This window comes from Ignavibacteria bacterium (assembly GCA_025612375.1).
Taxonomy (GTDB): domain Bacteria; phylum Bacteroidota; class Ignavibacteria; order Ignavibacteriales; family SURF-24; genus JAAXKN01.
The window spans coordinates 66,494-89,692 of sequence record JAAXKN010000012.1; the positions used below are offsets into that span (position 1 = coordinate 66,494).

Below are 23,199 nucleotides of genomic sequence, written 5' to 3' on the forward strand. Positions count from 1 at the left end.
AGAAATTATGCTTCTCCTTTTTTTTGGACAATCCAGCCTGTACAATTGCAAGCAGCCCGGCACCCTTCGAAATTAATCTGAATTCAAAGGATTGTAAGTAGGTTCTGAAATATTAACCTTGACTAAGTAGAACTAACTTCATACAATGTTAAGAGACACTAAGTTTTATTTAATAAAGAACATTGTTAAAATGTTAGCTTTTCAAAGATAAATTGTCAAAATGCCGCCTGCCCGGTTTTCACTTTTGCGGCTTTTTGACAATTTTTTCTTTACGCGTGAGTTCTTACTGAAATCTAAATCTTCTCCTGTGACAATAGATTGTGATGAATAGGCATTGTCAGTTTTGATTGGGGCCCAAGAGACTTTACGTTAAGAAAAAGGGATGATATGAGTAAAAACATACTGGTCACAGGCGGAGCAGGCTTCATCGGATCGCACCTCTGCGATGAACTCCTCCGCAACGGATATAATGTTCGCGTTTTAGATAATCTTTCTCCTCAGGTCCACAGCTCACCCGGCAAACACTCAAACGGACATAAACCATCTCCTCCGGACTACCTTAACAAAGAGGCTGAATTTATTTATGGGGACGTCCGTAATAGAGATATCCTGGTAAAGGCACTAAAGAAAATTGACGCCGTATTCCACCTTGCCGCCAGCGTAGGCGTCGGGCAAAGCATGTATGAAATCGAAAGCTATACAAGCGTCAACAACCTCGGCACAGCCGTACTCCTGGAAATGCTTATTAAAAACCCCGTGGAAAAACTTATCGTGGCCTCCAGCATGAGCATCTACGGCGAGGGGCTTTATAAAACCTCCGACGGAAAGCTGAAGATAAGCGCACAGCGCTCCTTGGAACAGCTTAAAAAGGGAGTCTGGGAGCTCTACGACTCGAAAGGAAATTTCCTCAGGCCCGTTCCAACGCCTGAAAGCAAAACTCCATCGCTGTCTTCCGTTTATGCCCTCTCCAAATACGACCAGGAACGCCTCTGCCTTATGATCGGGCGCGCATACAATATTCCAACCGCGGCACTCAGGTTCTTTAATGTTTTCGGGACCAGACAGGCTCTTTCCAATCCCTATACCGGGGTACTTGCCATCTTCGGCTCCAGATACCTGAACAATAATCCTCCAGTCATCTTTGAGGATGGGAACCAGATGCGCGACTTTGTGAGCGTCTACGACGTCGCTCAGGCATGCCGCCTTGCTCTTGAAGTACAAAAATCTCCAGACCGCGTATTTAATATAGGCAGCGGACACCCGTATAAGATCCGTAAAGTAGCCGAAAAGATGGCTCAGGTGCTGGGAAAAGAGGGACTGGACCCCGTTATCCGCGGCAAGTACCGCGTTGGCGATATAAGACATTGCTTTGCAGATATCTCGCTTGCTAAATCTGTTCTTGGCTATAAGCCCCGGGTCTCTCTGGAACAGGGGCTCATTGAACTCTCTGAATGGCTTTCAGGCCAGATTGCAAAAGACCATGTCGATTCGGCAAATTCCGAGCTTGAGAAAAGAGGACTTACAATATGAAAAAGCTAAAGATAGATTACCTGCCTAAAAGAAAACACGCTTTAATAGGCATTGTGGAGTGGTTCAGAATAGGCGAAAAAGAAAGAGTGGAAAATATACTCTCAGACCTTAAGGCCCTGGGCATTCAGGAGATAAGAACCGGGTTTTCATGGGCCGAGTGGTATACAAAAGAAGGTGAGGAGTGGTATAAGTGGCTCATCCCCCGCCTTAAAGAAGAAGTGAACATACTCCCCTGCTTTACGTATACACCGCCCAATCTGGGTCTTGAACCCAAGGTCTCCTCCCCTCCCCGCAGCCCGAAGGATTATACGGAATTCCTTGAATCTGTCCTTAAGGTCTTCGACGGATTTTTTGAATGGGCTGAACTCTGGAATGAACCGAATAACCTCTACGACTGGGACTGGAGGCTGGATCCCAGCTGGGAAGTTTTTACCGAAATGATCGGATCTGCCGCCCAGTTCCTTAAGAAAAAAGAGATAAAAACCGTCCTTGGCGGAATGTCACCAATCGACCCTAACTGGATTGAACTCCTCTGCCAGAGAAACATCATGCAGCACTTTGATGCCGTAGGAATTCACGGCTTTCCGGGTACATGGGAGTTCGACTGGAGCGAATGGCCCGATGCCATAAGCAAGGTGCGCGAGGTCTTAAGCCGCAACAAAATGAACCCTGAGATCTGGATTACTGCTGCCGGATACTCCACATGGCGCCACGATGAATTCCGCCAGCTCAGGAACTTTGCAAACTTTATGGAAGCCCCCGTCCAGCGCGCCTACTGGCACTCGGCACAGGATATACATCCCGACCTTCCCTTCCAGGAAGTCTTCCACGGCGATGAAAGGCATTATCACTTCGGACTTAAATATGCCGACGGAAGAGCTAAACTCCTCTACCGCGTCTGGGCTAAGGAAGGCTTAAACGGCGTGAAGCATATGGCACGCTTCGGGACCATTAAGGATACAAACCTGACTGAAAAGGCAGCGGAAAAAACTAAGCTCGCAGACGTAAAGAAACATAAATCCCCCGCAGTCCAGAGGCGCAAAAAAGATGACATCCGCCCCGTCCTTATTACAGGCGGAGCAGGCTTCATAGGTACTAATCTTGCACACAGGCTCCTTTCGGCAGGCACACCAGTAATTGTTTTCGATAACCTTTCCAGGCCGGGCGTCGAGGAAAACCTTCAGTGGCTGATCGATACTCACGGCAACCTGCTTCAGGTCAGGGTTGCCGACGTGCGCGACCCCTATGCGGTACGCGACTCGGTCAGGCAGGCAAAAAGCGTATTCCATTTTGCGGCACAGGTTGCCGTAACAACAAGCCTCGAAAACCCGGTTAACGATTTTGAGGTAAATTTAAGAGGAACACTTAATGTCCTTGAAGCCTTAAGATCCTTGAGTAAACCGATACCTCTTCTTTTTACCTCAACCAATAAGGTCTACGGCGAACTAATAGATATAAAGATGCAGAAAGATACAACTCGCTATGAACCGGCCAACCAGCTGATAAGGCTCCAGGGAATAAGCGAAAAGCGTCACCTCGATTTCCACAGCCCTTACGGATGCTCCAAAGGTTCGGCCGACCAGTACATAATTGATTATGCAAGAATTTATAACATACCGAACGTTGTCTTCCGCATGAGCTGCATCTACGGCACACACCAGTTCGGAACAGAAGACCAGGGCTGGGTAGCGTTCTTCCTCCTTAAGGCCTTAAGAGGCGAACAAATTACAATTTACGGCGACGGCCTTCAGGTAAGGGATATTCTTTTTGTTGACGACCTGATCGACGCAATGCTGAAGGCACATGAACAGATAGATATGACCCGCGGTAATGCATATAATATTGGCGGCGGCCCTGATAATACCGTAAGCCTCGTTGAGCTTCTGGAAATAATTGAAGAGCTGCACGGCCAGAAACCTCAAATTAGTTTCAGCACCTGGCGCCAGGGCGACCAGCGGTACTATGTCTCCAATACGGAATCTTTCCACACCGTTACCGGCTGGAACCCGCAGATCTCGACCCGCCAGGGAGTAGAAAAACTTTACAGCTGGCTCTTAAAGAACCGTAAGACCTCCTATCACAGAATGAAAAAGGTGGCACAATGAATAACGACAATTTAATCGATGATGAAAAATTAAAAACCGGCACCCCCGCCGAATCTCCCGTAGGGGCGAGCGGCGGCTCACCCATGGAAAAAATAAAAACCGAATCGGAAAAAGCAGATAGCCTCTGGACCGACATTATGCGCAGCGCCATATTTTCCGGCCCGGGAATTATTTCTATCAGATACGTCGCAAAACCCGACCCCGCACCAAACGAGGTGCTCATCCATTTGTCCGGCTGCGGCCTCTGCTCAAGTAACATCCCGGTCTATGAGGGCAGGTCATGGTTTAATTACCCCTTTGAACCCGGATCTCCCGGACACGAGGGCTGGGGCGTTGTTGACGCCGTCGGAAGCGACGTTAAAGATTTCAAGGCAGGCGACCACGTTGCCGCACTCTCATACCACGCCTACGCCGAGTACGACACTGCCCCGGTGGACAGCGTTGTAAAACTTCCTGAAGAGTTTAAAGACAAACCCTTCCCAGGCGAACCCCTTGGGTGCGCTATGAATATACTCAAGAGGAGCGATATTCAGGAAGGACAAACGGTCGCAGTTATCGGCATCGGGTTCTTAGGCGCCCTTTTAAGCAGCCTCATCTCCAGCGCGGGAGCAAGAGTTATCGCCATTTCAAGACGCCCCTTCTCTCTCGATATTGCCAAACAGTACGGCGCCTCAGAGACGATAATTATGGATGACCACTGGAGAATAATTGAAGAAGTAAAATCTCTTACAAACGGCGAGTTCTGCGACCGCGTAATTGAAGCTACCGGCCACCAGTGGCCGCTCGACCTGGCAGGCGAACTCACCAGGGTAAGAGGTAAACTTATTATTGCCGGATATCACCAGGACGGACCCAGGCAGGTCAACATGCAGCTCTGGAACTGGAGAGGCCTCGACGTAATAAATGCCCACGAGCGCGAGCAGAAGGTCTACATAGACGGAATCCGCGCGGCTGTCGATGCCGTACTGAAAGGGGACATGGATCCCTTCCCTCTTATTACTCATTCTTTCGGACTCGACCAGATAACAGAGGCTTTTGACTTAACAGGTAAAAGACCCGACGGATTCCTAAAGGCAATTATTAAATACCAATAGCGGTAAAAAATATGAATAACGATTTACTCCAGAAAACCGTTTCAGCTCCTGCGGCTCTCAGGCTGCGCCTGGGTTTCTTAGGCGTGGGCTGGATCGGGCGCAACAGAATGGAAGCAATGGTCAATAGCTCAAAGGCTGAGGCAAGATACATTGTTGATCCCGTAAATGAACTTGCTCTTACGGCAAAAAAGCTTGCCCCTAAGGCCCGGGTTCTTAGAAACCTCAAGGAACTCTTGGACAAAACGGACGTCGGGGGAATTGTAATTGCTACGCCAAGCGCTCTGCACGCCGAAGAGACAATTATGGCGCTTCAGGCCGGAAAAGCCGTCTTCTGCCAGAAACCTTTGGGGCGCAATAAAAAGGAAGTAATGCGCGTAATTGAAGCGGCCCGGAAGGCTGACCGCCTCCTTGGAGTCGACCTTTCCTACAGGTTCTTAAACGGCATTAAGAAGATGAAGGAAATTGTAAGCTCTAACGGCATAGGCCACGTCTATGCCGCGGACCTCGTGTTCCATAACGCATACGGCCCCGATAAGGAGTGGTTCTATAACCCTCAGCTCTCAGGAGGCGGATGCGTCATGGACCTCGGGATTCACCTGATCGACCTTGCTCTCTGGATGCTGGACTATCCACAGGTGGAGCATATTACAAGCCGCCTTTTTGCCAAAGGACGCGCATTTAAGGATACCGATAACTGCGTTGAGGATTATGCCACGGCAAGAATCGACCTCGAAAGTGACACGACACTAAACCTCTCCTGCTCCTGGAGGCAGTCGGCAGGGCGCGACGCCGTAATTGAAGCTTCTTTTTACGGCACCGAAGGGGGCCTTTCACTTAAAAACCTGAACGGTACATTCTACGACTTTAAGTCTGAACGCTACCGCTGGACGGCACACGAAACACTCTCCGAACCCCCAGAGGACTGGGGGCCTAAGGCCGCCTTGAACTGGATCGAAAAAATGTCACAAAGCACAAAGTATGACTCTGAAATTGAACAAATAATAAAAGTCTCTGAAGTAATAGACAGGATTTATGGAAGAAACAATATGTGAGGTATGTAATGTCCGAATCACAGATAATAACTGATCATAATAAAATTAGAAAATGGGTCGAAGAACGCGGGGGAAAACCGGCATCTGTAAAAGGCACAGAAACTAAAGGCGAAGAGGCAGGGCTCCTCAGGATCGACTTCCCCGGATACTCCGGAGAAGGCAAGCTTGAAGAAATTCCGTGGGAGGAATTCTTTGAAAAGTTCGAAGAATCCAAACTTGCTTTCCTCTACCAGGATAAAACCCATGACGGGAAACAAAGCCGCTTCAATAAGTTCATCAGCCGCGAGGGTGAGGAAGCCCGGGGAGCAAGGAAATAAAAGGAATGACAGTGCCCCTGAATAGTTCAAAAACTAATTCCCGCGTCCATAGTGTGCTTATGACTGCCGATACCATAGGCGGAGTGTGGACCTATGCGCTCGAACTTTCAGAAGCACTGAAGGATTACGGAATTGAGGTGTACCTGGCCACCATGGGAAGCCCCCTTACACCCAAACAGAAAGAGGCTTTAAGCAGAATTGAAAACATTAAGCTCATCGAAGGCTCTTATAAACTGGAATGGATGGAAGACCCGTGGCAGGATGTTGAGGAAGCGGGAAAGTGGCTCCTGGAGCTGGAAAGTGCCCTTCAGCCGGACATAATTCACCTTAACGGCTACTCACACGGCAGCCTCCCCTTTAAGGCGCCAAAACTTGTAGTCGGGCACTCATGCGTCTATTCATGGTACTATGCCGTTAAATACCACACCCCGCATGAGGCTTGGTATGAATATAAAAAGAAAGTTACCGCAGGACTTAAAGGTGCTGACCTGGTGACTGCTCCGACAAACGCAATGCTCTCACTCCTATACTTCTATTACGGAAAGTTCAATTCGGCAGGCGCGGTCTATAATGCCAGGCAGGCAAATGATTTTCTTCCCGGAATGAAAGAAAATATTGTTCTTTCTGCCGGGAGGCTCTGGGACGAAGCTAAGAATGTTTCCATGCTGGCCTATATCTCCCAAAGGCTTAAATGGCCTGTATATATGGCAGGAGAAAGGGAAGATCCTGAAGGGCGCTTTATACAGATGTTTGACCATGTGAACTGGCTTGGAAGGCTCTCATCGCGCGAGCTTGCTTCCTGGATGAAAAGGGCTTCCATATTTGCTCTTCCGGCGCGCTATGAACCTTTCGGGCTTTCACCGCTGGAGGCGGCACTCTCGGGCTGCGCTCTCGTGCTGGGCGATATCCCCAGCCTCAGGGAAGTGTGGCAGGACACGGCCTGCTTTGTTAAGCCCGACGACTACGAGGCGCTTGAAAAGGCCATAAATAACCTGATTAAAAATGAGGACTTAAGATTGAGTAACGCAAAAAGAGTACGCCGGCGCGCTTTGTATTTTACACCCGCAAGAATGGCCCAGGGCTATCTGGCATTATATGAGAACCTCCTGGCCAGTAAGAGACATAAAATATTTTCCTGATGGATGGATCTGAAATTATATGAGGACTTAATGAAAATTGTTCTGTTTTATCATTCCCTGGTCTCCGACTGGAATCACGGCAATGCCCACTTCCTGAGAGGCATTGTGGCCGAACTCATACACAGGGGGCACGAGGTAAAGGTCTTTGAACCCAAAGGGGGCTGGAGCGTGGAGAACCTTAAATCACAGTACGGGGAAGAACCCCTGCGTGAGTTCGAAAGAATGTTTCCAGAAATGAAAAGTACAGAGTATTCTCCTGAAAGTCTGGACCTTGAGCGCGAACTTGATGGGGCCTCCCTTGTAATTGTCCATGAATGGAATGAACCTGAAATTGTCCAAAAAATCGGGCAGCACAGAAAGCATAAAGCAGGATATAAACTTCTTTTTCACGACACTCACCACCGCTCACTTTCCGAGCCTGAAAAAATGGCTATCTTCGACCTCTCGGGCTATGACGGCGTTCTTGCATATGGAGAGGTAATTAAAGACATCTATCTCAAAAAAGGATGGATTCAAAGGGCATGGACGTGGCATGAGGCTGCCGACGTCAGAGTATTCCACCCCATTGAGGGCATTGAGAATTCGGGCGACCTTATATGGATCGGGAACTGGGGCGACGAGGAAAGAACCCAGGAACTCTACGAGTACCTTATAAATCCCGTAAGGGAATTAAATCTTAAAGCACGCGTCCACGGTGTGCGCTACCCTGAAAGTGCCGTTAGAAACCTCGGGGAAGCTGGAATTGAATACAAGGACTGGCTGCCTAACTATATGGTGCCTCAGGCATTTGAACAGTTCAAAGTTACCGTTCACATCCCGAGGAGGCCTTACGTTGAGGTCTTAAAAGGCATTCCAACAATCCGCCCCTTTGAAGCCCTCTCTTGCGGAATCCCGCTTGTCTCATCCCCGTGGGAAGACTCTGAAGAACTTTTTACTGTGGGAGAGGATTTCCTCATGGCACAAAACGGGCAGGAGATGAAAAATTATATAAGTGATATTTTGAACGATAAAAGCCTCGCGGAGTCGCTTTCAAGGCACGGACGCCTTACGATATTAAAACGCCACACGTGCAGCCACCGCGTCGATGAACTTCTTAATATATTCAAACAGCTGACCGTTGAATCGGCTTTCAGGCAGGAAGATGACCCTGCTTCAATTCAGGCAAGTAAAAATGAGGGTTTGAAATGAAAAGAGTTTTGAACATTTCCTTCTTCGGTTCTAGTCTTGTTTCAGCATACTGGAATGGAGCCGCTACTTACTACAGAGGCATACTTAAGGCCCTCTATGAAAAAGGGCACAGTATTACTTTCTTTGAACCCGATTTCTTTGAGCGCCAGCAGCACAGGGATATTCCTGATCCCGAATATTCAAAAAGCGTTGTCTACCCTGCCTTTGATGAAACGGGCGTAAGAAAGGCTCTTGAAGATGCCAGAAATTCGGATATTATCATTAAGGCAAGCGGCGTCGGTATTTTTGATGAACTCCTGGAAAAAGAGGTCCTGAACTTAAGGCACCCGGGCTCTCTTATAATTTTCTGGGACGTGGATGCCCCGGCCACTTTAGACCGTGTGAACAATAATCCCAATGATCCCTTTAAGAGTCTCATTCCGCAGTACGATTTAATTTTAACCTATGGCGGAGGCGACCCGGTTGTGGATGCCTACACTGAACTTGGAGCAAGAAAGTGCGTTCCGATCTATAACGCGCTCGACCCTTCGACGCACTTCCGCGTCAGTCCCGAGGAAAGATTTCAGGGAAAGATGGGCTTTCTCGGCAACCGAATGCCGGACCGTGAGATGAGGGTATGGGAGTTTTTCTTTAAGCCCGCACAGATGATGCCTGAAGAAAGATTTATACTCGGCGGATCGGGATGGCGCGAATGGGCTCCTGATGTTCCGAACGTTGATTTCCTTGGACATATATATACAAAGGACCACAACGCATTTAACTGCACGCCGGACGCCGTCCTTAATATCAGCCGCGAGAGCATGGCGCGCTACGGATTCTCCCCTGCTACCAGGATCTTTGAGGCCGCGGGAGCAGGAGCATGCATTATTACCGATAAGTGGGAAGGAATTGAACTCTTTCTTAAACCGGGTAAAGAGATTCTCGTCGCTGAAAGCGGAGAGGAAGTATATAACATATTAAACCTGCTCGACAGCGAAACATCAAAAAAAATAGGCAAGGCCGCAATGCAAAGGGTCCTTAAGGAACACACATATTCGCACAGGGCCTCTCAGCTTGAAGGGCTTCTTCTTGAAACGCCTGAAGAAAGGAGGCGGAAAGATGAAAAGCCGTAAGCTCAATATTGTAATTCTTGGGCTTTCAATTACTTCAGCCTGGGGAAACGGCCACGCAACAACATACCGCGGACTTGTCCGTGAGCTTGAAGCGCTCGGACACGAGGTGCTTTTTCTTGAACGCGACCTCCCCTGGTACGCTTCAAACCGCGATATGCCAAATCCCCCTTTCGGATGCACGAGAATATATTCAAGCCTGGATGAGCTTAAGGATCTTTATTCCATGGATATTCAGAAAGCCGACGTCGTAATTGTGGGCTCTTATGTCCCTGAAGGCGTAAGCATCGGCCGGTGGATAAACCTTATAGCCCCGAATACGGCATTCTACGACATCGATACTCCCGTTACACTCTCAAAGCTTGAGCGCGGCGACTATGAATACCTCTCCCCGGAGCTCATTCCAAAGTACGACCTCTATCTTTCTTTTACCGGAGGACCTACGCTAAGACGCCTGGAGCACGATTTCGGATCCCCTATGGCAAGGGCACTCTATTGCTCGGTTGACCCGGAAAAATATTATCCCGAAGACATACCGGTTAAATATGACATGGGATACCTGGGAACCTACAGCGACGACCGACAGCCCGTGCTGGAACGCCTGATGCTTTCTTCGGCAAGAATGTGGGACCAGGGGCGCTTTATTGTGGCGGGGCCGCAGTACCCCGATACAATCCAGTGGCCTCAAAACGTGGAGAGGATATATCACCTGAACCCTTCGGAACACAGGAATTTTTATAACTCGCAGCGCTTTACGCTTAACGTTACACGCGCCGATATGATAAAGGCCGGCTACTCCCCCAGCGTCAGGCTCTTTGAGGCCGCTGCCTGCGGAACTCCCATTATTAGCGACTACTGGGAAGGGCTTGATACCATCTTTAATCTTAATGAAGAGATCCTTATAAGCCGCTCCCCGGAGGATACCTTGAAATACCTCAAAAACTATCCAGAAGAGGAACGCTTAAAGTTAAGCGCGCGCGCAAGAAGCCGCGTCCTTTCGGCCCATACGGCCCGGCACAGGGCTCAGGAGCTTGAAAACTATATTAAAGAGATGCTTGAAACAAAAAAGAAAAACGCCGGATGATAAATCCCGCAGAAACTGGCAAGGCTATGAATAAGACAGAACAGACAGGCGAAACCCTGGAGACTTTTATCAGTAACCCGCAGACTCCGCTGGAACGTAAAATATTCAGCATTGGTCCATGGTTCCATAACCTGCACCTGCCCGACGGGACGCAGACTGCACCAAACCACCCGCTTGGCGACTTCCCTTACTTCAAGTGGAAGAAAATTTCAGAGGCACTGCCCGAAAGCCTTAAAGGCTGGAGGGTGCTCGACATAGGATGTAATGCCGGTTTCTACAGCTTTGAACTCGCTAAAATGGGAGCTAATGTTACAGGAATTGACCTCGACGAGCATTACCTCAGGCAGGCGCGCTGGGCTGCAAGGCAGTACGGACTGGATGGGCGAGTAAAGTTCAGAAAGATGCAGATTTACGACCTTGCACACTCCACCGCCACATACGACATGGTAATCTTTATGGGGGTATTCTATCACCTGCGCTACCCTTTGCTGGCGCTAGACATTGTGGCGCAGAAGTTTAAGAAACTCCTCCTCTTCCAGACACTTACAATGCCGGGTGAAGAGGTGATGGAGCCGGTTGAAGACCTGCCGATTGAAAAAAGGGACCTCATGCTCTCTCCCGGCTGGCCCCGGATGGCTTTTATTGAAAACAGCCTGGCAGGCGATAACACAAACTGGTGGGCACCTAACCATGCCGCCGTTGATGCAATGCTCCGCTCAAGCGGACTTAAAACAATCAGGCGCCCCGACCATGAGGTATACCTCTGCACACACTCGGATATTGACGAGGTCATATCTTATGAGCCTGACGAGCTCTCTTCGGCTGCAAATAGCGTCCGCCGTATGATTATTGAATAAAATTTTTCACCGCTTTCAACGTAAAGCGGAATATAGATTTTTTGAAAGGATTTTTATGATTGAAGCTATTAAGTTCTGGAACGAGCCTAATAACCTCTCACACTGGGATTTTCAACTTGACCCTCAATGGAAGCAGTTCAGCTATATGATAAAGCTCGCGGCTGATTCTGTAAAGAGCCTCGCTCCGGATTTGAAACTGGTTCTTGGAGGAATTTCACCTATTGACCCGTTATTTATTCAGCTCCTGAAAGGCCACGGGCTTTTGGATTCCCTTGATGCCGTTGCAATACACGGCTTCCCACTTGACTGGAACCACTGGCCTATTTACGACTGGCCAAAGAAGATAGAGGAGATACAGGCTGTTGCGGAACTTCCAATTTGGGTTACTGAAGTCGGCGTCTCTTCCTTCGGTGCCGACGAGGTGCAGGTATTCGGCCTTAATAAAACAACCGAACTCCTCTTAAACCGTGCCGAACGCGTTTACTGGTACAGCCTGCTCGACCTTCCCCCTACCTGGGAGGCTACAACAAGGCATAAGGAAAGCGAAGGCAGCGCATACTACAGGCATTTTTATATGGGACTTATAAGAGCCGACGGAACCCCTAAGCCCGCATTTGATCATTTTAACCCCGAAATGGGAATTTGCCAGTGGATACACTTCGAGGACCACAGGCTCGATGAGATCATTTACTGGCTCAGGAAGCTTAAGGTAAAAAAACTAAGAACCGGCATTAGCTGGGCCGACTGGTTCCGCCCGAATGCGCTTGAATGGTTCGATAAACAGATGAAAGCCATAAGCGAGTTTGATACAACTATTACACTCTGCTTTACCCCGCCTTCCCGCGGCAAACGCCCTCACCATACAAGCCCGCCTGAAGACCCGGGCGAGTTTGCATATTTTGCCGAAGAAGTGGTAAAGCGATACGTCCTCGAGGAAAGAACCCCGGCTGATGAATCTACAGACCGGGATGAGCAGGGAAAGTAGAAAGAATAAGGCTAAGGTTGAGGTTAAGGTTGATGGTTTGGGAATTATGCTCTTATTAAAAGGCGAAGTATGAAACTTGTAATATTCGGTCTTACTATCAGCTCCTCCTGGGGCAACGGGCATGCAACCATCTGGCGCGGACTATGCCACGCAATGATAAGACGGGGCTATCAGATCACTTTCTTTGAGCGCGACGTGCCTTACTACGCCTCGCACAGGGACTTGCGTGAAATGCCCGGAATGGAAATCATCCTCTACCCCGAGTGGGAGGAGGTTAAACTGCTTGCCCGGGAAAAGCTTAAAGGCGCCGACCTGGGCATGGTTACTTCATACTGCCCCGACGCCATAATTGCCGGAGAGCTCGTACTGAACTCCGGCTGCGCCCTTAAGGTGTTCTACGACCTGGATACTCCCGTTACACTCAAAAGCCTTGAGACGGGACACCCCGTGGCTTACCTGGGTGAGCGCGGATTCCAGGACTATGACCTCGTCTTAAGCTACACCGGCGGCGCTGCGCTTGAAGAGCTGAAAACAAAACTTAAAGCAAAAAAAACTGCACCGCTTTACGGAAGCGCCGACCCTGAGACTCATAAATCTGTACCTGCAATTGATAAATACAGGTGCGACCTATCGTACCTCGGCACCTACGCCGAAGACCGCCAGGAAGCACTCGTAAAATATTTTATTCGTCCTGCAGAAATGCTTCCTTCCCGGCGCTTTATAATCGGAGGCTCACAGTACCCGGAGGCCTTTCCATGGCGCGATAATATATGGTACCTGGCGCATATTGCGCCCCCGGACCATCCGGCGTTCTACTCCTCCTCCCATTTTACTCTTAATATAACGCGCGGCGCTATGGCCGAAATGGGCTACTGCCCTTCGGGACGCCTTTTTGAGGCTGCCTCATGCGGAGTGCCGATTATAAGCGACAGCTGGACGGGGCTTGAAAAGTTCTTTACCCCCGGCAAGGAAATCATTACAGTTACAACCTCTGAAGACGTCGTTCAGGCAATGAAGATGCCTGAAGATGAAAGACAGAAGATTATTCGTGCTGCAAGAGAACGCGTCTTAAGCGAGCATACTCCGCAGCAGAGACTTAGTGAACTGGAGAAAATTCTTGATGAGTTTTATATACTCAACAACAGAAAGGAGAGTTAAAATGTGGGGCATCATTCCGGCAGCAGGCTCGGGAAGCAGAATTCAGCCTCTTGCTTTTTCAAAAGAACTCCTGCCCGTCGGCAGCAGGATGGACGGGCAGATGGAACGCCCGAAGGCTGTAAGCGAATACCTTCTTGAAAGGATGATTACAGCCGGGGCAAAAAAAATCTGCTTCGTCATCTCACCGGGCAAGAGCGACATAATGGAATACTACGGGCAGGGTACCTCTTCTATTAACTTCTGCTACACGGTTCAGCAGCACCCGAGAGGTCTCTGCGACGCTATCTTCAGCGCCCTTCCTTTTATAGGGAAAAATGAAAACGTTTTAATTGGCCTTCCTGACACCATATGGTTCCCGGAAGATGGGCTCTGTGATCTTCCCGGGGATAAACTCTCATTCCTCCTCTTCCCTGTCGTGCATCCGGAGTTTTTTGATGCCGTCGTAACAGATACCGGTGATAACGTCTTAAAAATTGAAGTTAAACAGAAAGATGCCCACTCGAACTGGATCTGGGGAGCCTTCAGAATGCCGGGAAACGTCCTGCATGAACTCCATGACCTCTGGCTCCAAAGAGAAAAGAAAGACGAGTATATGGGAACACTCGTTAACGCCTATATAGATCTTGGAGGCGAGGCAAAGGGAATAAGAAAGGGTCAGTCATACGTCGACGTCGGAACACTTAACGGTTACCGTGAGGCCATAAATCTTCTCTATTCAAAACAGAAAGTTGTCATGGAGTAAGAATAATTATGAGTTAAAAATGAGAGTATGATATGAATAACACGTTTAACTCCGGAATTTACAGCGGCGCTGCACCGGACGTGCTGGAATTCTTCTGCGGCAGCGAGGAGATACTCCTTAAAACCGCAATCATCGCCGCCCATCCCGACGACGAGGTAATAGGGGCTGCAAGCAGGCTCCCCCTGCTTAAAAATGTCTATATCATCCATACCACCGACGGCGCACCGGGCAATATGCTGGACGCCAGGGCCTCAGGCTTTGAATCCAGCACGGGCTACGCCCAGGCAAGACGCCAGGAACTCTTTAATGCCCTCGAGATCGCAGGAATTCCCAGGAACAGATGCCTTGAACTGGGCTTTAAGGACCAGCAGACATCTTTCAGCCTTATCTCACTTTCTGAACGCCTTGAAGAACTCTTAAGACAACTGCGCCCCGAAATTATTCTTACTCATGCCTATGAGGGAGGCCACCCGGACCACGACTCCACAGCCTTTGCCGTCCACATGGCTGCATCTTCAATCTATGGAAAAGGCTTTGCACCTCCTGTACTGATTGAATTTACTTCTTATCACGACAGCCATGGCTCCATTAAGACTTCGGAATTTCTTTCGGGCATGGATGAGAGGACCTGCACAATCGTGCTTACAGAGGAAGAAAGAATAAAAAAGAAAAGAATGCTCGACTGCTTTTTAACACAGAAGAATGTGCTATCCCAATTCAGCATTGAAACGGAAGCCTTCCGCTTTGCCCCGTACTACGATTTCCTCAAGCCCCCGCACGAGGGAGCACTTTATTATGAGCACTTCGAATGGGGCATTAAAGGGGAACACTGGCGCAGGCTTGCCTCTGAGGCACTGGATTCGTTAAACAGGTAACAATAATGAAAGCTGAACCCAGGCTTAACATATTAAGCGTTGCTTTTCCTTTCGCTCCCGTCAGGACCGATACTGCAGGGGGAGCCGAACAGGTGCTTGCAATGATAGATGGGGCCCTGATAGAACATGGGCATAACTCTGTTGTTGTTGCCTGCGAGGGATCATGCGTAAAGGGAAAGCTCATTAAAACGCCCGGCGTCCACGGCTCCATCGACCCGGATACTAAAGAGTTTTTTGAAGGAGAACACCTTGCGGCAATTGAGCAGGCTCTTGAAAACCATAAAGTTGACCTTATACACATGCACGGAATTGATTTTGCACATTATATTCCAGGAACCGAAATTCCAATACTGGTAACGCTTCACCTCCCTTTGTCCTGGTATCCGCAGGATAAGCTTACCAGCCCCCAAAAGGGCGTATTTTTTAACTGCGTCTCACGTTCACAGTTCGAAAGCCGCCCCGAGATGCCGTCTTTGCTCGGCTACATAGATAACGGGATAAACCTTAAGAATTTCAAGGTAAAGGTAAGCCGTCATAACTATGCCCTCTCTTTAGGAAGAATATGCTGGGATAAGGGGTACCATGCGGCGCTTGACGCCGCAAAGAAGGCGGGCATCCCACTTATAATTGCAGGCGAACTTTTTCCTTATGAATACCACAGGGAATACTATAACAAAGAAATACTCCCAAGGCTCGACGGTGACAACTATAAATTTATCGGCCCCGTTGGCCTGGAAAAAAAGAAAAGACTGCTCTCGGCAGCCAGGTGCCTCCTTGTCCCGAGCATGGTTCCCGAGACGAGCTCACTGGTTGCCATGGAAGCCATGGCCTGCGGAACACCCGTAATTGCATACCCTCAAGGAGCACTGACCGAAATAATTGAAGACGGAAAAACAGGCTTCATAGTTAACAGCATTGACGAGATGGCTGAGGCAATTAAGCGTGCGGATAAAATTGATCCCTCTGTCTGCCGCAGAACGGCACGCGAAAGGTTTTCATCTGAAAAAACAATCCTCGGGTACTTCAGCCTCTACAGAAAAATAATTAAAGACTTTAACCCCGTACCGTTAAGAAAAAGTTCAAAAAGAAGGATTCTTAATGGATGATACTCCTGGAATATCTCTCCACATAAGAGAGATAAAAAATATTGAAGAACTTAATGAAGCCAGAAGTGAGTGGATAGAACTCTATGAGGCTTCCTCCCAGTCCACGCCTTTTCAGTCCCCCGCCTGGCTTATAAACTGGTGGAAATATTTCGGCAATGACAATCTGTATACAGCAGCCGTCTATAACCGCAGGATCCTCGTCGGGCTTGCACCGATGTACATATTTAATTACAGAAGTAATAATGAAAACCTCAGACAGCTGACCTTTATAGGTACCGGCAATACCGATTACATGGACGTGCTCTGCCGCCCGAAATTTGAAAGGGAAGCGGTCCGCACAATCTCGGAATTCCTCCTGGACACAAAGGAAAACTGGGACGTGTGCGACTTCCAGGAGCTCAGGCAGTCATCCCCTCTGCTTAAGATAAAAGTGCCTGAAATGCTTGAATCCAGAATAATAAATTCTGACGTATGCCCGGTTGCAGTCCTTCCCGGGTCATTCTATGATTATCTTCAGAGCCTCCCTGTCTCTTTCAGGAAAAATACCGTGCGGGCAAGGCGGCAGCTCTGGGATTCAGGAACACTCAGGCTGGAAACTGCAAAAAAAGAAAACCTGGATGAATACATGGACTGGCTTTTCAGGCTCCACAACGCAAGCTGGAAAAACAGAAATATGCCGGGGCTCCTTGAAGAATCCACACTGCAGAACTTCCACAGGGATGCTGCCAGGGATCTTCTTGAACAGGGATCTTTAAGGCTTTATGCATTAAAGCACGATGGAAGGATTATAGCCGCCGTTTATTCTCTTATAAAGAATGACAGATTGTACTATTATATAGGAGGCTTCGATCCTGCATTTTCAAAATACAGTCCCGGCTCAGTCATTCTTCTTGAGATAAATGAAAGTGCAATTTCAGAGGGAATAAGGAAATTTGACTTTCTAAGGGGACGCGAAAATTATAAATATAAATGGAAGACAGAAGACAGGAACAACTACAGGTTGTTCATTAAAAAGAAATTAACGGAATAAACGTATGACAACTTTCTATTTAATGCGCCACGGCAATACTACCGCAGGAGATACAATCCCCGGCAGGCTGCCAGGCGTGCATTTAAGCGATAACGGACGCCAACAGGCCCTCCGGTTAGCCGACATGCTTGCAGGGGTACCTTTTGACGTGATATTCTCAAGCCCTCTTGAAAGGACAAGGGAAACTGCAGAACCACTCTGTAAACACCTGAAAAAGGACCCTGTAATACTTGACGACATAATTGAAATTGATTTCGGGGACTGGACCGGGAAAAGTTTCTCAGAACTGGAGCCCGATGAAAAGTGGAAACAGTTCCACACCTTCAGAAGCGGCACCCGCCCCCCTAAAGGCGAGCTTATGGCCGACGTGCAGAAAAGAATGGTGGACCGCCTTGAAAGCCTGCGCCACGAGTACCCCCAAGGGACGCTTGCTCTCTTCAGCCACGGCGACCCCATTAAAGTCGCCATTGCACACTACGCAGGTATACCTCTCGACTTTATACTGCGCATTAAAATAAATACCGGGTCTTTCAGCGTTATTTCTATTGACGACTGGGGGCCAAAGATCCACTGCCTGAACCAGACGGGGGAACTCCCCGACGGAAAACCTTTTTAGGAGTGATATGATTATCTACGGCGACAATAAGGAACTCCTAAGCTTTAATGAAGCCCTGGGAAAAATTGAATCGCTCATTAACAGCCTTGAGTTTGACAGATATTATGGTCATAACCCTGCTTCCGAACTCCTGATAACAACCGGAGAATTTGAGGCTGCACTGACAGATCTCCTTTGCCCTGAAGTTGACTCTATGGATGACCTTATAAATCTTCTAAGAAGCCTTTCACTTGCATCAGCACACATTTTCATTAACCAGCTGAAAAGAAATCCCGCTGAAACAAATAAATGGATTGCTGCCTACAGGGAAAAACTTCCGGCATTAAAAAACTACGGCATCTCTTCCCTCCTTTCATACAATGTCCCGGAAGGGTATGCGTTCTACTCCCTTTATCCTGAAATGTACCTAAAGTCGGCAGATAATTTCTTCAATATCTTCTTTCCCTCTGAAGTAACTGTAATCGGAATCCGCAGCATAGGTACAAGCCTTTCGGCAGTCGTAGCCGCGCGCCTGGAAGAGTCGGGCTCAAGGGTTAAATCTTTGACCATACGCCCCAGGGGGTTCTATTTTGACAGGAAACTTATTATTGATATGGAACTGGAAGAAGAGCTTAAAGCCTCCCATAAAGGATATTATCTTGTTGTCGACGAAGGGCCGGGTCTAAGCGGATCATCATTTGCCTCGGTTGCTGAAAAACTAAGTAGCCTCGGGATAAGTGACGACAGGATTGTTTTCTTCCCGGGTCACAGGACGGACGGGCAGAATTTCGTTTCAGAAAAAGCCAAAGCCATATGGATGAGGCACATGAAGTTTCATTCCGAGTTTGAAGAGGTAATTTCAATAAGAGGCCTTTTCCCTGAGTATGCCGGAGAAGTAAAGGATATTTCAGCCGGCATGTGGAGGAATGTTGTATTTAAGAATGCCGAAGAATTCCCGCCTGTTTTTCCCAATTTCGAGCAGCGGAAGTACCTTTCGCATGATCACAAATACATCATTAAATTTGCGGGACTGGGACACTACGGACGGGATTTGTTCGAAAGAGCTGAGGTTCTATTCAGTGAAGGTTTTTCGCCTCAGGCTCTGGCACTTGAGAACGGTTTTATCTTAAGCCGCTTTATCGGTGGAAAACCCTTAAGCGCATCTGATGTGAACATAAGCCTCCTTGATAGAGCAGCCTCATACGTGGCATTTCTTAAAAGATCCTTCCCTGCCAGCTGCAGCAGAACGTACAATGAAATTGAGGAGATGATCTCGGTAAACCTAATGAAAGGCCTGGGGGATGAATGGTCAGATAAATTCTCTAAACTCAGCAGCAGCTTTAAGCCGTTTTTCAGCACAAATGCCACGGCCTTAGACGGCAGGATGCTCCCTTTCGAATGGCTTAAGATCAATGGAGATTACATAAAGACCGATTCAATACATCACCATAAGGACCACTTTTTCCCGGGATGCCAGGACATTGCATATGACATTGCCGGTTTCATAACCGAATTCTTATTAGGAAAAGATGAAGAACACTATTTCATTAATAGCTATATAAAACAAAGCGGTGACAAAGAAATTGAAAGCCGTCTTCCCTTTTACTTCGTATTTTACAATGCCTTCCGTCTCGGAATGACACAATTTTCCGCCCAAATGTCCCTGGATCAAGATAAACAGAAATTCAATGCATTGGCTAACCAATATGCCATCAACCTGAAACAACGATTATTAAATGCCGCTGCAACGCCATGGTATTAATAACCCGGGGACATGTTCCCATCATAATTGCCTCTTTTTCCATAATTTCCCTATCCAATGTTGTACACCCGAAGTCAAGACTTTTAGATTTGACCCCAAAAAACGCTTAAGTTTTTCCTCTTTCTGCCGAAAATACACTTGAATGGATGATTATGAAAATTGTTTTGAATGGATAAACTTTGAATTTGAATGAATTAAATATTAAGAAAAATAGATCTCAGTACTGGAATAAACTCCTTCGTGCACTCTCTTTTACACGCGAATACCGCATGTTTCTCTTCCTTATACTGGGTTTAACTTTAGTTGTAGCCGCTGCCAATGCGCTGGAACCCCTTATTATGAAGTATATCTTCGACAGGCTTGGCGGAAATACAACAACTAAAACTATTATCGTGGGTGCGGGACTTCTTCTTGGATTAGGGCTTTTCCGCGATATCATTGGCGGATTTTCCAACTGGCTTAGCTGGAGGACAAGGCTTAATATTCAGTACGGCCTCCTGGAGGCTACCGTGGCTAAGCTCCATCGCCTCCCGGCCGAAATCCACCGCATAGAAGGCGTCGGCGCCATAATGACACGCCTCGACCGCGGCATCACGGGCTTTATGTCGGCAATTACAGAAATCTCCTTTAATGTGCTTCCGGCTCTTACATACCTCGTTATGGCTGTAATTGTAATGATACAGCTAGACTGGCGCCTTACTATACTGGTCTGCCTTTTTGCCCCGGTTCCCGCTATTATTGCAGCCTATGCCGCACCAAAACAAACCCAGAGAGAACAGAGCCTGCTCGACCGCTGGGTGCGCATTTACTCCAGGTTTAATGAGGTCCTATCCGGCATCATTACAGTAAGAAGCTTTGCAATGGAAGACGCCGAAAAACAGCGCTTTTTAGGTAATGTTAAAGACGCTAACGACATCGTCGTTCGAGGCATCGGCTACGACTCCGGCGTCAGCATCGCTCAAAGCGTGACAATTACAGTGGCCAGAATTGCCGCTATCGGACTGGGCGGATTTCTGGTCCTTAAAGGACAGGCTACACTGGGAACGCTTGTTGCATTTATCAGCTACGTAGGGGGACTCTTTGGACCCGTGCAGGGTCTTACGGGAATTTACCGCACAATCAGAACCGCCTCGGTTTCACTCGATCAGATATTCTCCATACTCGATACAGAAAACTTTTTAGATGATAAGCCCGATGCAGTTGAACTTAAAAAGTGCCAGGGCGAAATTGCCTTTGAAGACGTACGCTTTAATTACGGCAAATCGGGAAATGAGATACTTAAGGGCGTTGACATTAAAGTTAAACCGGGTGAAATGGTTGCAATCGTCGGCCCCTCGGGATCTGGAAAAACCACACTTATGGCGCTCTTGATGAGGTTCTATGACCCGACACAGGGCAGAATTACAATGGACGGAGTGGACTTAAAAGACTTAAAACAGAACTGGCTCCGCAAGCAGATAGGCGTTGTTCTGCAGGATGCCCTCCTCTTTAATGAATCAATAAAGAATAATATTGCATACGGACGCCCTAATGCAACACAGGCTGAAATTGAAGCTGCAGCAAAAGCTGCCAATGCACACGACTTTATTATGAAGCTTGAAAACGGCTACGATACCGTTGCCGGCGAACGCGGAAGCCGCTTATCAGGCGGTGAACGCCAGAGAATTGCAATTGCAAGAGCCCTGCTTAAAGACGCCCCTGTCCTGATACTTGATGAAGCCACTTCAGCACTCGATGCCGAACTGGAGGCCCATGTTCAGGAGGCTTTGGACAGGCTGGTAAAAGGACGCACAACGTTTGTTATTGCACACAGGCTCTCTACGGTTGTAAATGCCGACAGGATTCTTGTCCTCAGAAACGGACGAATTGTTGAGGAAGGCTGCCACAGGGATCTTCTCTCTGCAACCGGTTATTACGCTTCACTCGTTGAAAAACAGATGAAAGGACTTGCAGTCAATTAATGATAAATTATGAATTTTAAGTTATGAATTATGAATATGAATGCTGAAAAACAGTTTTTCTCTTAATTCAGCATTCATAATTCATAACTCATAATTCTTTTTAGATCTTGCCGCCAAGGATATCCCCGTTGCCGTCATCCATATCCCTGACATGCGGATCATTTTCCGGATATTTTACTTTATTTTGTTCCTGTTGTTCCATCTTATTGCGTTTTCGCATATTCTTTTGTTGGTTATGCTGATCATCCTGGAAATTGCGCTTCTTATTCATCTTACCCTTCTTTCTTTTGATATTAATGGATACACCTTTAATTTAGGCACAGATAAATAAAACAGTCAACCCTTGGATATTTCCCCTTGACAGGAGTTCTGTTATTCTTCCCCGCCGTCCTCATCGTTACGCTCGGTTATGCGCTTAACTTTAACCTTAAGCTCGGGATGAGCAGAGCTCCCCTTCTGAATTATTTCATTTACAGCCTTTTTTGTGGATTCTGCAAAGTTGTGCGCCGGTTCATCCTCGCCTTCAATCCAGAGGCTTACTTTAAGTGATATTGCCTTACGCATTGCCGCCCCTCTTCCCGAAATTCAGGTCATCCATATTTACCCATTTCCCGTCCTGGTTTACCTCAATTTTCATTATGGGGTGAATTTCCCATATTGTGCCGCGCGTTTTTCCTATCTGATCCGGATGCTCGGGATCAAACATCAGCCACCCGCTCACCCTGACTTTCTGCCTGCTCCTGGCAATTTTGTTAAGGTTCCTGAGGTCCCAGTTCGGATGATTTGCCCTTAAGGAAGGAGTAACTTCAGTAACAATTGATTTCGTCCTGTCGTCCCCTTCATTTTTCACGAGCCATACGTGGTAATCCCTGAACTCCTTGTCCGCGCCGTGACAGTTACACGATTCAGGGCCCGACTGCTTTGCACCGAAAAGGAATCCTTCTACAGCAACAGGTATTCCCTCGTACTTTTCAATTTCACGCTTTGCTTTTTCAGGCCAGTTCTTGTGGTCCCTTCTTTCAATGCCCCGTGGCCAGGAAAGACCCAGCACGGCGTCATATTCAACCGGAATGTAGTTGCCCTCGTCAACGCGGTTTTTGTTCCGGTTTAATTCCGGGTCGCCCCCGTCCCCTTCAGGCGGGCACCCCTTAAAGGATGCATAACGCGGCTTGGGCTTTTCATCCATCTGCGGGAGCTCTTTTCTGGGCTCGCCTGAAATCACCTGTCCCTGGTTTTGCCCTGTGGGAGGCTTTACTTCCCTCCTGCTGCCGGAGCGGATGTAGAGAATTGCAATTATAATCAGTATTACAACAACTGCTATTGTCGTCCATACTACCAGTGAGGAACGCTTGTTTGTTCCTCCTTCCTTATTGCTTCGTCTGCCGTTCATTTTTATATCCTTCATTTTGTAATACAGCAAGTAAAAAAAAGAACTGCAAAAGGCTATATGAACTATGCCGGATATATTTAAATATATTACAATTCTCCGCCTTATCAAGCATGTGGGGCA

At 47.9% G+C, this 23,199-nt stretch carries 22 protein-coding genes; 19 read left to right on the plus strand and 3 right to left on the minus strand.

The genetic code is table 11. The annotated features are described in order from the left end of the window. Positions 1–387: 387 nt before the first annotated feature. The 19 genes from HF312_09925 (at position 388) to HF312_10015 (ending at position 21,689) form a co-directional block, all read left to right on the plus strand. A complete protein-coding gene (locus HF312_09925) occupies positions 388–1,530 on the plus strand; it encodes an NAD-dependent epimerase/dehydratase family protein (protein ID MCU7520519.1) in 1,143 nt (380 codons plus the stop codon). Further along, positions 1,527–3,635: an NAD-dependent epimerase/dehydratase family protein gene (locus HF312_09930; GenBank protein ID MCU7520520.1), complete on the plus strand. Its 2,109-nt coding sequence runs from the start codon at positions 1,527–1,529 to the stop codon at positions 3,633–3,635. The genes HF312_09925 and HF312_09930 overlap by 4 nt, the downstream gene beginning before the upstream one ends. A gap of 137 nt (positions 3,636–3,772) precedes the next feature. Further along, positions 3,773–4,729 (plus strand): zinc-binding dehydrogenase, encoded by a 957-nt coding sequence (locus HF312_09935; protein ID MCU7520521.1) that lies wholly within the window; start codon positions 3,773–3,775, stop codon positions 4,727–4,729. 11 nt (positions 4,730–4,740) lie between these two features. Continuing rightward, entirely contained in the window at positions 4,741–5,781 is a 1,041-nt protein-coding gene (locus HF312_09940) for a Gfo/Idh/MocA family oxidoreductase (protein MCU7520522.1), read from the plus strand. 8 nt (positions 5,782–5,789) lie between these two features. Further along, complete coding sequence (locus HF312_09945) at positions 5,790–6,098, plus strand: hypothetical protein (protein MCU7520523.1); 309 nt, start codon at positions 5,790–5,792, stop codon at positions 6,096–6,098. Between the two features lie 59 nt (positions 6,099–6,157). Next, entirely contained in the window at positions 6,158–7,237 is a 1,080-nt protein-coding gene (locus HF312_09950; protein MCU7520524.1) for a glycosyltransferase family 4 protein, read from the plus strand. A gap of 30 nt (positions 7,238–7,267) precedes the next feature. Continuing rightward, the gene (locus HF312_09955; protein ID MCU7520525.1) at positions 7,268–8,425 is read left to right on the plus strand and encodes a glycosyltransferase; all 1,158 of its coding nucleotides are present in this window, start codon (positions 7,268–7,270) and stop codon (positions 8,423–8,425) included. Further along, positions 8,422–9,537 carry a glycosyltransferase gene (locus HF312_09960; protein ID MCU7520526.1) on the plus strand — a complete coding sequence of 372 codons (1,116 nt, stop codon included), beginning with the start codon at positions 8,422–8,424 and terminating at the stop codon, positions 9,535–9,537. Before HF312_09955 ends, HF312_09960 begins: the two co-directional genes overlap by 4 nt. Next, the gene (locus HF312_09965; protein MCU7520527.1) at positions 9,524–10,618 is read left to right on the plus strand and encodes a glycosyltransferase; all 1,095 of its coding nucleotides are present in this window, start codon (positions 9,524–9,526) and stop codon (positions 10,616–10,618) included. Before HF312_09960 ends, HF312_09965 begins: the two co-directional genes overlap by 14 nt. Positions 10,619–10,644: 26 nt before the next feature. Continuing rightward, positions 10,645–11,475, plus strand: a complete 831-nt coding sequence (locus tag HF312_09970; GenBank protein MCU7520528.1) for a TIGR04290 family methyltransferase — start codon at positions 10,645–10,647, stop codon at positions 11,473–11,475. 55 nt (positions 11,476–11,530) lie between these two features. Next, positions 11,531–12,460 (plus strand): beta-xylosidase, encoded by a 930-nt coding sequence (locus tag HF312_09975; GenBank protein MCU7520529.1) that lies wholly within the window; start codon positions 11,531–11,533, stop codon positions 12,458–12,460. Positions 12,461–12,529: 69 nt separating this feature from the next. After that, positions 12,530–13,618, plus strand: coding sequence for a glycosyltransferase (locus tag HF312_09980; protein MCU7520530.1), 1,089 nt, complete (start codon positions 12,530–12,532; stop codon positions 13,616–13,618). A gap of 1 nt (position 13,619) precedes the next feature. Then, positions 13,620–14,360 (plus strand): nucleotidyltransferase family protein, encoded by a 741-nt coding sequence (locus tag HF312_09985; protein MCU7520531.1) that lies wholly within the window; start codon positions 13,620–13,622, stop codon positions 14,358–14,360. Between the two features lie 32 nt (positions 14,361–14,392). Then, positions 14,393–15,235, plus strand: coding sequence for a PIG-L family deacetylase (locus HF312_09990; GenBank protein ID MCU7520532.1), 843 nt, complete (start codon positions 14,393–14,395; stop codon positions 15,233–15,235). Positions 15,236–15,240: 5 nt separating this feature from the next. Then, positions 15,241–16,341, plus strand: a complete 1,101-nt coding sequence (locus tag HF312_09995; protein MCU7520533.1) for a glycosyltransferase family 4 protein — start codon at positions 15,241–15,243, stop codon at positions 16,339–16,341. Further along, entirely contained in the window at positions 16,334–17,371 is a 1,038-nt protein-coding gene (locus HF312_10000; GenBank protein MCU7520534.1) for a GNAT family N-acetyltransferase, read from the plus strand. Before HF312_09995 ends, HF312_10000 begins: the two co-directional genes overlap by 8 nt. A gap of 4 nt (positions 17,372–17,375) precedes the next feature. Then, positions 17,376–17,987 (plus strand): histidine phosphatase family protein, encoded by a 612-nt coding sequence (locus HF312_10005; protein MCU7520535.1) that lies wholly within the window; start codon positions 17,376–17,378, stop codon positions 17,985–17,987. Positions 17,988–17,994: 7 nt separating this feature from the next. Continuing rightward, positions 17,995–19,728, plus strand: a complete 1,734-nt coding sequence (locus HF312_10010) for a hypothetical protein (protein ID MCU7520536.1) — start codon at positions 17,995–17,997, stop codon at positions 19,726–19,728. Positions 19,729–19,997: 269 nt separating this feature from the next. Further along, complete coding sequence (locus HF312_10015) at positions 19,998–21,689, plus strand: ABC transporter ATP-binding protein (GenBank protein MCU7520537.1); 1,692 nt, start codon at positions 19,998–20,000, stop codon at positions 21,687–21,689. A gap of 100 nt (positions 21,690–21,789) precedes the next feature. Here HF312_10015 and HF312_10020 read toward each other — a convergent pair whose 3' ends face one another. From HF312_10020 to HF312_10030, 3 genes are all read right to left on the minus strand, one after another. After that, on the minus strand, positions 21,790–21,960 hold the full coding sequence (locus tag HF312_10020) for a hypothetical protein (protein ID MCU7520538.1): 171 nt from the start codon (positions 21,958–21,960) through the stop codon (positions 21,790–21,792). Between the two features lie 101 nt (positions 21,961–22,061). Then, positions 22,062–22,253 carry a hypothetical protein gene (locus HF312_10025; protein MCU7520539.1) on the minus strand — a complete coding sequence of 64 codons (192 nt, stop codon included), beginning with the start codon at positions 22,251–22,253 and terminating at the stop codon, positions 22,062–22,064. Then, positions 22,246–23,079 (minus strand): hypothetical protein, encoded by an 834-nt coding sequence (locus HF312_10030; protein MCU7520540.1) that lies wholly within the window; start codon positions 23,077–23,079, stop codon positions 22,246–22,248. The genes HF312_10025 and HF312_10030 overlap by 8 nt, the downstream gene beginning before the upstream one ends. Positions 23,080–23,199: the final 120 nt, after the last annotated feature.